Origin of the sequence: Actinophytocola gossypii (assembly GCF_025165815.1) — a bacterium.
Classification (GTDB): domain Bacteria; phylum Actinomycetota; class Actinomycetes; order Mycobacteriales; family Pseudonocardiaceae; genus Actinophytocola; species Actinophytocola gossypii.
In genome coordinates, this window is sequence record NZ_JAFFZE010000038.1 from 1 (window position 1) to 9,816 (window position 9,816).

Genomic DNA, 9,816 nt, shown 5'->3' on the forward strand with positions numbered 1-9,816 from the left:
CCAGATACGGGCCGAGCGCGTCCGCACACTCCCCCATTCGCCGTGCGAACACCGGCGAGGTGTCCAACAGCTCCACCGCCATCCCCGCCCACTGCGCACCCTGACCCGGGAACACGAACACCACCCGACCCGACCGGGCCACCACCCCAGGGGAGAGTTCGGACAGCAGCTCCTCAGTGGTCTCACCGACGGCCACCGCGCGGTGATCGAACACCGCCCGCCCGAACAACGTCGCCGCCACGTCCTGGGGCGCCGCGTCCGGGTGAGCCCGCACCCACTCCTCCAGCCGGCGAACCTGGTCCGCGAGGGCGTCCTCGGTCCGCGCCGACACCGCCCACACCACCGGACCCGACGCCGGCGACGGCACCTCCTCCGGCGGCGCCTGCTCGACGATGACGTGCGCGTTCGTCCCGCTCGCCCCGAACGACGAGACACCGGCCCGCCACGGCCGCTCCACCGCTGGCCAGTCGCGGGCCTCGGTCAACAGCTCCACCGCGCCGGACGACCAGTCCACCTTGGGCGACGGCGCGTCCACATGCAGCGTGGCCGGCAACCGGCCGTGGCGCATCGCCATGATCATCTTGATCAGCCCGGCCGCACCCGCCGCCGCCTGCGCGTGTCCGATGTTGGACTTGATCGACCCCAACCGCAGGGGCTCGTCGCGCCCCTGTCCGTACGTCGCCAGCAATGCCTGTGCCTCGATCGGGTCGCCGAGCACGGTCCCGGTGCCGTGCGCCTCGACCGCGTCCACGTCAGCGGCGGACAGCCCCGCGTCGGCGAGGGCCGCCCGGATCACCCGCTCCTGGGATGGCCCGTTCGGCGCGGTCAACCCGTTCGACGCGCCGTCCTGGTTCACCGCCGAACCGCGCACGAGAGCCAGGACCCGGTGCCCGTTGCGGCGCGCGTCGGACAGGCGCTCCAGGACCAGCACGCCGACGCCCTCGGACCAGCCCGTGCCGTCCGCACCGGCCGCGAACGAACGACACCGCCCGTCCACGGACAGTCCGCGCTGCCGGGAGAACTCCACGAACACGCTCGGTGTCGAGTTCACCGTCACGCCGCCGGCGACGGCGAGCGTGCACTCACCGCGCCGCAGCGACTGCGCCGCCAGATGCACGGCGACCAACGACGACGAGCACGCCGTGTCGATGGTCAGCGCCGGCCCCTCGAACCCGAACGAGTACGCCACCCGCCCCGACACCACACTGCCCGAGGAACCCATCCCCCAGTAGCCACCCAGGTCCGAGCGCGTGTGCGACAGGTGGCTGTAGTCCGTTGTGGACGCTCCGGCGAACACGCCAACCTCGTTGCCGCGCACCGAGTGCGGGTCGATTCCCGCGTCCTCGAACGCCTCCCACACACCCTCCAACAGCAACCGCTGCTGCGGGTCCATCGCCAACGCCTCACGCGCGTTGATCCCGAAGAACCCCGCGTCGAACCCCGCCACATCGTCCAGGAACCCACCCGACCGGGTGTAGCTCGTCCCAGGGTTGTCCGGGTCCGGATCGAACAGGGACTCCAGGTCCCAGCCACGATCCGCCGGGAACTCCGTCACCGCGTCCACTTCGGACTCGACCAGCTGCCACAATCCTTCCGGATCCGACACCCCGCCCGGGAACCGGCACGACAGGCCCACCACCGCGATCGGCTCGCGCGCCGCGTCGACCGACCGCCGGAGCCGTTGCTTGGTCTCCTGCAGTTCGGTGGTCACCCGCTTGAGGTAGGACAACACCTTGCTGTCGTCGGTCATGGCGCACCCCCGGGATAGCTGGTGATGACCGACCGAGCTTATGGCCGCTGGACGGCGCGACCAGCACTCTTCGAGCCCGCCGAGACCGGCCGTCGAGGCAGCATCGACGGCCGGAGCCTCGGTAGGAGCCTGCTCGAGGACCGTTAGCGGACTCCCGGGAGCGGGCCGCCGCGCGGAGTAGCTTCGCTGCCTAGCTGGACGCGCCGGAGGCAAGGAGAACCAAGTGCCACACGTGCTGACCCGTCCCGTACGGACCGGAAGTACCCAGACCTGGCTCCGGGAACGGGCGACCGTGAGCGCCGTCGCCTGGGAGCCAACCGGTGAACTCGACTGCGCGCAGTGGATCCTGCACGGCGAGCGACTCGGGTCGATCGGCCGGGGCATCGCCTGGTGGATCGGCGACTGGGTGAACTACGGCAACGCGAAGTTCGGCGAGAAGTACTCGCGGGCCGCGCGCATCACCGGCTACGACGCGCAGACGCTGATGAACATGGCCTACGTGGCCGCGCGGTTCCCCCAGCACCGGCGCCGGGCCGCGCTGTCCTGGAGCCACCACGCCGAGGTGTCCGCACTGGACACCGCCGACCAGGACGACCTGCTGACCCACGCCGAGCGGACCAAGCTGTCCGTGCGCGGCCTGCGCGACGAGGTCCGCGCCCGCGGCCGGCGCGCCACGACCAGGAAGAAGAAGGACACCGTCGACGTCGTCGTGTGCCCGAACTGCGGTTGCCAGGTCACCACCTAGCTCGCGACGGACGTCCGCGCCGGCTCGGACAGGTCGGCGGCGGTCAGCCGGATCACCGGTGACAGCTCGCGCGGCGCGGGTGTCAGGTGCAGGCGCAGCACGCCGTCGTCCTGGGCCGGCAGCGGTCCGGCGCACGCGCAGGGGTCGTCCTCGAACCCGGCGAACCGGTAGGTGACCTCCATGATCCGGTTGCGCTCGGTCGGCCGGAAGTCGGCGAGCAGGTGCACGCCGGCCCGTTCCGCCTCGTTGACCAGCCAGTTCAGCACCAGCGCGCCAGCGCCGAGGGACACCACCCGGCACGAGGTAGCCAGCAGCTTCACGTGCCAGGCGTCCGGGTGCCGGTCCAGCACCACGACCCCGACCGCGCCGTACGGGCCGAACCGGTCGGTGATGGTCACGGTGAGCACCTCGTGCGCGGGGTTCGCGATCATCCCGCGCAGGGTGTCCTCGGCGTAGAAGACGCCGGTGGTGTTCATCTGGGTGGTGCGGACGGTCAGCTCCTCGACCCGCCCGAGCTCCTGCCCGGTGGCCTTGCCGATCGTCATCTCCAGCTCCAGCGAGCGGAGGAACTCCTGGTCCGGGCCGCGGAAGGCGGCGCGCTCCGCGTCGCGGCGGAACCCGGCCTGGTACATCCGCCGACGCCGGCGGGAGTCGGTGGTGACGGTCGTCGGGGTGAACTCGGGCAGCTCGGCCAGCGACACCGCCTGCTCGGCCGGGTAGCAGCGCACCGCCGGCAGCCCGAACTCGACCTCGGCCCGCTCCTGCGGCTGGTCGTCGACGAACGCGACCGCCTCTGGTGCGAACCGCAGCTCCTCGGCGATCTCCCGCACCGAGTCGGACTTCGGGCCCCAGCCGATCTTGGGCAGTACGAAGTAGTCGGCGACGCCCAGCTCGGTCAGCCGGCGCAGCGCGAGGTCGGCGTCGTTCTTGCTGGCCACCGATTGGAGGATGCCGCGTTCGTCGAGGGCCCTGACCGTGTCGAGTACGCCGTCAACCAGCTCGACCCGGTCGTCCTCCAGGAGGGTGCCGTTCCACAGGGTGTTGTCCAGGTCCCAGACCAGGCACTTGACGTGCGTCACGGGAGGCTCCTTGCCGTCAGCGCGTGCTCGGCCAGCAGCAGCTGGCAGGTCTCGTTGGTGCCCTCGATGATCTCCATCAGCTTCGCGTCACGGAACGCGCGGGCGACCGGACCGCTGTCGGCCGCGCCCCAGGACGCGAGGATCTGCACCGCGGTCGCGCCCGCGGCGGCGGCGTGCCGGGCGCTGGTGTACTTGGCGAGCACGCCGGCCATCACCATGTCCGGGCTGCGGGCGTCCCAGCGGGCGCTGGCGTGCTCGCAGGCCAGGGTGGCGGCGCGCTCGGCGACGTACAGGTCGGCGAGCTGGCGGGCCACGAGCTGGTGGCCGGCGATCGGTTTGCCGCCCTGTTCGCGCCGGGCGGCGTGCTCGGTGGAGGCGCGCAGGCAGGCCCGCAGGATGCCGACGCAGCCCCAGGCCACCGACATCCGCCCGTAGGCGAGGGCGGTGGTGACCAGCAGCGCCAGCGACGGCCCGCCGCCGCCGAGGACGTTGCGGACAGGCACCCGGACACGGTCCAGGTCGACGTGCGCGTGCCCGGCGGCGCGGCAGCCGAGCGGGGTCGGTACCGGCTCGATCGTGACGCCCGGCGCGGTGGTCGGCACCACGACCGCCGCGGCGCCGTCGTCGTGCCGGCCGAACACCACCAACAGGTCGGCGTAGGTGGCGGCGGTCGTCCACCGTTTGGCTCCGGTGACCAGGACGGTGTCGCCGTCGAGGGTGATCTCGGTGGCGACGCCGGACAGGTCGCTGCCCGCGTCCCGCTCGGTCATCGCGACGGCGGCGAGCTGCCCGCCGACGAGGTCAGGCAGGAACGTGGCCCGCTGCTCGGGGTCGCCGAGCCGCTGGATCGCCCAGGCGGCCATGCCCTGTGAGGTCATGACGCTGCGGGTCGAGCTGCACCGGGCGCCGACCTGTGCGGTGAGTTCGCCGTTGGTGCCGCTGTCCAGTTCGAGTCCGCCGTGGACGGTCGGGACCTGGGCGCAGAGCAGGCCGCGTTTGCCGAGCTCGCGCAGCAGGTCGTGCGGCAGCTCGCCGGCGGCGTCCCAGGTGTCGGCGTGCTCGGCGAGGAGGGTGTCGTACTCGGCGGGCAGGATCTCAGGCATTGTCCCGGTTCTCGCGGAGCCGGGTCACCAGGGCGGCCATGCTGTCGACGGTGCGGAAGTTGTCGAGCTTCAGGTCGCGGCCCACGATCGAGATGCCGAACGTGGACTCCAGGAAGACGACGATCTCCATGGCGACCATGGAGGTCAGCACACCGGCGGCGGCGAGGTCGGCGTCGTGCTCGACCGGCCCGCCGGCCTTGGTCTCGAGGTAGGAGCTGATCGTCGACGGGACGCTGTCGACGGCCTGGTCGGTGGTCATCGCGTGATCTCCTCGTACTCGTAGAAGCCGGAGCCGGACTTGCGGCCGAGGCGGCCGGCCCGGACGTGGTCGAGCAGCTGCTCGCACGGCAGGAACTGCGGGTCGCCGAGCCGCTCGTGCAGGGCGAACAGCGAGTCGGCGAGGTTGTCGAGGCCGATCAGGTCGGCGGTGCGCAGTGGGCCGGTGGGGTGGCCGAGGCAGCCGGCCATCAGCTCGTCGACCTCGGCGGCGTCGGCGACGCCCTCACCGACGATGCGCGCGGCGTTGTTGATCATCGGGTGGAGCAGGCGGCTGGTGACGAAGCCGGGCGCGTCGCGGACCGCGATCCCGCGGCGGTTCACCAGGTTCAGCAGATCACGCACCGACTCCATGGTGCGGTCGCTGGTGCGCGGGCCACGCGCGATCTCGACCATCGTGATCAGGTACGGCGGGTTCATGAAGTGGATGCCGACCAGCTCGTCCGGCCGTTCCACCGACGCCGCCAGCTCGTCGATCGGGATGCCGGACGTGTTCGACACGATCACCGTGCCCGGGTCGACGATGCCGGACACCTCGCGCAGGATCTTGTCCTTCTGCTCGGCGTGCTCGCTGATGGCCTCGATCACCGCGATCGATCCGGCGCAGTCGGCGGCGGAGGTGCTGGTGGTCAGCTCGCCCGGTGGCACGTCCGGTGCGGCGCCGAGGAGTTGGGCGTGCCGCAACTGCCGGCCGACCGACGCCCGGGCGCGGTCCAGCACGGCGGTCTCGAGGTCGACGAGCGTGACCGGGATGCCGTGAGCGAGCGCGAGCGTGGTGATGCCGGTGCCCATGACCCCGGCACCGAGCACGGTGATTCGACGTGTCATCGGGTCTCCCGTTGCTTCTTCCTGGCCAGGGTGATGCCGTCCCCCATCGGGAGCAGCACGATGTCCACGCGGTCGTCGGCGTGGAGGAGTTCGTTCAGCGCGCGGACCGCGACGGTGTCCGCGTCCTGTGCCGCCTGGTCGACGACCCGGCCGAACAGGAGCGTGTTGTCGACCACGACCAGGCCGCCGGGGCGGATCAGGCGCAGCGCGGCCTCGTAGTAGTCGCGATAACCGGACTTGTCCGCATCGATGAACGCGAGGTCGACGGATTCCGCGCCGAACTCGGTGAGTAGATCGGCGAGCACCTGTTTGGCGTCGCCGATTCGGAAGTCGATTCGATCGGCGACCTCCGCAAGTTTCCAGTGTTCTCGAGCGATCGTCGACCAGCGCTCGCGGATATCACAGGTGACGACAGTTCCGTCGGCCGGGAGAGCGCGGGCCAGACACAGGGCGCTGTATCCGGTGAACGTGCCGACATCGACGACGCGACGCGCTCCGCAGAGCCCGGCCAGCAGCCCGAGCAGTTGCCCTTCCTCCGGCATGACCAGGAGTTTCTCTCCGCCCGGGAGCTCGGCGGTGACCTCGCGGAGGTCGCGGAGCACCTCATCGTCGCGCAGCGAGACCCGCCGGACGTAGGCCAGCAGCTCGGCGGAGACATCGAGCTGGTTCGCCACGGCGCCCCCTTTCTGTGGGAAATGTGTGGGACCCACACCGAATGGCGAGCATATGGTTCCCCGCAGCGGGTCGGCCACCCGTCAGCGAATCTCCCGACGCCGGGAGATTTGCGGTAGCGTTCGATTCCATCGCCGCCGGTCGACACGATCTAGCGGTCCACTCGAAGAATTCTCGAACCCCATTGTTGATTTGTGCTCGAGGAGGCGGCAAGTGACCGAGACCGCGAACGCCTTGACCGACGCACCGGCGAACGTCCCCGTCAAGCACGAGATCTACTGGCGGGACACCGAACCGGTGACGGCCGGCCCGGCACTGCGCGAGGACGTGCACTGCGACGTGGCCATCATCGGCGGCGGCTACACCGGGCTGTGGACGGCGTTCTACCTCAAGCAGGCCGACCCGTCCCTGGAGATCCACGTCCTGGAGGCGGAGTACGCCGGCGCGGGCGCGTCCGGGCACAACGACGGGTTCATGACCCCGACGATCGGGCACAGCCTGAGCGCGCTGATCCACCGGTTCGGCACCGAGCGGGCGAAGCTCGCCTACTCGATGGTCGGCCGGTCGATGCTGGAGCTGCGCCGGTTCTGCCGCAAGTACGAGGTGGACGCCGAGCTGGAGCCGACCGGCTACCTGCAGGTGGCGTCCAACCGCAACCAGCTGCGGTTGCTGGAGCGCGACCTCGACCTGATCGAACAGCTCGGCGGGCAGCAGTCGATCGAACTGCTCGGCGCCGCGGACGCCAGGGAGCGGGTCGACTCCCCCGCGATCGTCGGTGCGTTCGAGGTCGGCGGTTCGCTGATCAACCCGCACAAGCTCGCCCGCGGCCTGTTCCGCGTGGTGCGGGACCTCGGCGTGCACATCCACGAGTCGACGACGGTGACCGCGATGCGCCGGGCGGCCGGCGGGCACGTACTGACAACCCCGTACGCCAGGGTGACCGCGCCCAAGGTGCTGCTGGCCACGAACGCCTACCAGCACCAGTTCGCGGCCATGCGGCGCAAGGTCGTTCCGGTGTGGAGCTACGCGGCCGTCACCCGGCCGCTGACCGACCGGGAGCTCGCGCAGGTGCACTGGCCAGACCGCGAGGGTTTCGTCGAGGCGGGCAACTTCATCGTGTTCGGCAGGCTGACCGCGGAGAACCGGCTGCTGTTCGGTGGCGGCCGCGCGAACTACCACTACGGCCGCGACATGGACGAGAGCCGGCACATCGACAGCCCGGCGGCGACGGCCGCGCTGCGCGGGGTGCTGTCCCGGTACTTCCCGCAGTGGCGGGACATCCCGTTCAGCCACACCTACGGCGGCTGTGTCGCGATCACCCGCGAGATGGTGCCGCACGTCGGCAGCGCGGGCGACGGGGTGTTCTACGCGCACGGCTACTGCGGCAACGGGATCTCGGTGACGCACACCGCGTCGAAGTCGCTGCGTGACCTGATCCTGGGTCGGGACAGCGTCTACACGAACCTGCTGTTCGTCAACGGCAAGGAGCGGGGCTTCCCGCCGGAGCCGATCGCGTTCCTGGGCAGCAAGGTGGTGACCAGGGCGCTGGCGGTGCAGGACCGGTACCCGCACCTGGTCCGCGCGCAGATCTTCTGATCCCTTCGAGGAAGGAGCGCCTCATGCTGTCTCTGGACGGGCTGTCGCCGGCCGAGAAGTACGCCGTGACCCTCGACCTGGTGCGCGCGGAGACGGCTGCGTTGATCGGCCAGGACAAGGAGTCGGTCGAACCGGAGCGCGCCTACCAGGACTACGGCTACAACTCGATGGCGGCCGTCCTGCTGACCGAGATGCTGTCCCAGGCGACCGGCCTGGAGCTGCCGCTGACCCTGCTGTTCGACCACCCGAACCCGGCGGCGGTGGCCCGTTACCTGGTGAGCCGGATCGCGCCGGACGACGACCCGTCGCCTGAGGTGCCTGTCGTGTCCGACGTGAACCCGGACGAGGGCATCGCGGTGGTCGGGATGTCCTGCCGGTTCCCGGGCGGGGTGTCGTCGGCGGAGGAGCTGTGGGAGCTGGCGGCGTCCGGGGTGGACGCCGTGTCGGGGTTCCCGACGGACCGGGGCTGGGACCTGGCGACGTTGGCGGACCAGAGCGACCCCGGGTCGAGCATCGCGCGGTCGGGCGGGTTCGTGGCGGACGTGGCGGGGTTCGACGCGGGGTTCTTCGGCGTGAACCAGCGTGAGGCGTTGGCGATGGACCCCCAGCAGCGGTTGCTGTTGGAGGGCGTGTGGGAGGCGATCGAGCACGCGCGGATCGATCCGACGTCGTTGCGGGGCAGTGACAGCGGGGTGTTCGTCGGAGCGTGTGGGTCGGACTACGGGTACCTGTCGCGGGCGGATCGGGGGCTGGCGGGGTACTGGGGGATCAACTCGGCCGGGAGCGTGGTGTCCGGGCGGGTGGCGTACTCGTTCGGGTTCGAGGGTCCGGCGTTGACGGTCGACACGGCGTGTTCGTCGTCGCTGGTGGCGGTGCACCTGGCGGCGCAGTCGCTGCGGCGCGGTGAGTGTTCGCTGGCGGTGGCCGGCGGGGTGGCGGTGAACGCGACGCCGAGCGTGTTCGTGGAGTTCTCCCGGCAGCAGGGCATGTCCGCGGACGGGCGCTGCCGGTCGTTCGCGGCCGGAGCGGACGGCACGGGCTGGGCCGAGGGTGTCGGTGTGCTGGTGCTGGAGCGGCTGTCGGACGCGCGGCGGAACGGGCACCGGGTGTTGGCCGTGGTCCGTGGTTCGGCCGTGAACCAGGACGGTGCGTCCAACGGGTTGACCGCGCCGAACGGTCCGTCGCAGGAACGGGTGATCCGGGCGGCGTTGGCGAACGCGGGCCTGTCGGTCGCCGACGTGGACGCGGTCGAGGCGCACGGCACCGGGACCGTGTTGGGCGACCCGATCGAGGCGCAGGCGCTCCTCGCCACCTACGGCCAGGGGCGGGACGAGCCCCTGTGGCTGGGGTCGGTCAAGTCCAACATCGGCCACACCCAGGGAGCCGCCGGCGCGGCCGGCCTGATCAAAATGATCATGGCGATGCGGCACGGGCGCCTGCCCGCGACCCTGCACGTTGACGAGCCGACACCGAAGGTGGACTGGTCCGCCGGCGCGGTCGAGTTGTTGACCGAGGCGCGTGACTGGCCTGCGGTGGAGCGTCCTCGCCGGGCGGGGATCTCGGCGTTCGGGGCCAGTGGAACGAACGCGCACGTGATCATCGAGCAGCCACCGCAGGAGGAGACCCCCAGCTCGACCGTCTCGGGGCCGGTGGTGTGGTCGGTGTCGGCTCGTTCGCCTGAGGCGCTGGCGGGTCAGGTTCGCCGGTTGCGGGACTGGGTGCGCGCCCACCCGGATGTGGATCCCGGTGAGGTGGCGTCGGCGTTGG

The 9,816-nt window shown here is 71.1% G+C and carries 8 protein-coding genes and 1 pseudogene; 3 read left to right on the forward strand and 6 right to left on the reverse strand.

All coding sequences use genetic code 11. The annotated features are described in order from the left end of the window. Nucleotides 1-1,750 (reverse strand): annotated as a pseudogene (locus JT362_RS35140) (type I polyketide synthase); the annotation flags it as partial. A 223-nt stretch (nucleotides 1,751-1,973) separates the two neighbouring features. Here JT362_RS35140 and JT362_RS35145 point away from each other — a divergent pair. Continuing rightward, on the forward strand, nucleotides 1,974-2,495 hold the full coding sequence (locus JT362_RS35145; RefSeq protein ID WP_260196281.1) for a hypothetical protein: 522 nt from the start codon (nucleotides 1,974-1,976) through the stop codon (nucleotides 2,493-2,495). On the opposite strand, the gene JT362_RS35150 is transcribed toward JT362_RS35145, so the two are convergent. From JT362_RS35150 to JT362_RS35170, 5 genes are read right to left on the reverse strand one after another with little or no spacing between them, the layout of a single operon-like run. Further along, the gene (locus tag JT362_RS35150) at nucleotides 2,492-3,574 is read right to left on the reverse strand and encodes an HAD-IIIC family phosphatase (protein ID WP_260196282.1); all 1,083 of its coding nucleotides are present in this window, start codon (nucleotides 3,572-3,574) and stop codon (nucleotides 2,492-2,494) included. The two genes, JT362_RS35145 and JT362_RS35150, sit on opposite strands and share 4 nt — an antisense overlap. Next, entirely contained in the window at nucleotides 3,571-4,677 is a 1,107-nt protein-coding gene (locus tag JT362_RS35155; RefSeq protein WP_260196283.1) for an acyl-CoA dehydrogenase family protein, read from the reverse strand. Before JT362_RS35155 ends, JT362_RS35150 begins: the two co-directional genes overlap by 4 nt. Next, nucleotides 4,670-4,936, reverse strand: coding sequence for an acyl carrier protein (locus tag JT362_RS35160; RefSeq protein WP_260196284.1), 267 nt, complete (start codon nucleotides 4,934-4,936; stop codon nucleotides 4,670-4,672). The genes JT362_RS35155 and JT362_RS35160 overlap by 8 nt, the downstream gene beginning before the upstream one ends. Beyond that, a complete protein-coding gene (locus JT362_RS35165; protein WP_260196285.1) occupies nucleotides 4,933-5,781 on the reverse strand; it encodes a 3-hydroxyacyl-CoA dehydrogenase family protein in 849 nt (282 codons plus the stop codon). Before JT362_RS35165 ends, JT362_RS35160 begins: the two co-directional genes overlap by 4 nt. Beyond that, complete coding sequence (locus JT362_RS35170; RefSeq protein ID WP_260196286.1) at nucleotides 5,778-6,533, reverse strand: O-methyltransferase; 756 nt, start codon at nucleotides 6,531-6,533, stop codon at nucleotides 5,778-5,780. Before JT362_RS35170 ends, JT362_RS35165 begins: the two co-directional genes overlap by 4 nt. A gap of 133 nt (nucleotides 6,534-6,666) precedes the next feature. Here JT362_RS35170 and JT362_RS35175 point away from each other — a divergent pair, with 133 nt between their 5' ends. Together JT362_RS35175 and JT362_RS35180 are read left to right on the forward strand one after the other, a co-directional pair. Beyond that, entirely contained in the window at nucleotides 6,667-8,049 is a 1,383-nt protein-coding gene (locus JT362_RS35175; protein WP_260196287.1) for an NAD(P)/FAD-dependent oxidoreductase, read from the forward strand. Nucleotides 8,050-8,072: 23 nt separating this feature from the next. Then, nucleotides 8,073-9,816: type I polyketide synthase (locus JT362_RS35180; protein WP_311202793.1), on the forward strand; the 1,744-nt coding region annotated here is incomplete at its 3' end.

Excerpts from the sequence above, each read along its gene's own strand:
- JT362_RS35155 (WP_260196283.1), bottom strand. The coding sequence starts at position 4,677 with ATGCCTGAGATCCTGCCCGCCGAGTACGACACCCTCCTCGCCGAGCAC.
- JT362_RS35160 (WP_260196284.1), bottom strand. The coding sequence starts at position 4,936 with ATGACCACCGACCAGGCCGTCGACAGCGTCCCGTCGACGATCAGCTCC.
- JT362_RS35165 (WP_260196285.1), bottom strand. The coding sequence starts at position 5,781 with ATGACACGTCGAATCACCGTGCTCGGTGCCGGGGTCATGGGCACCGGC.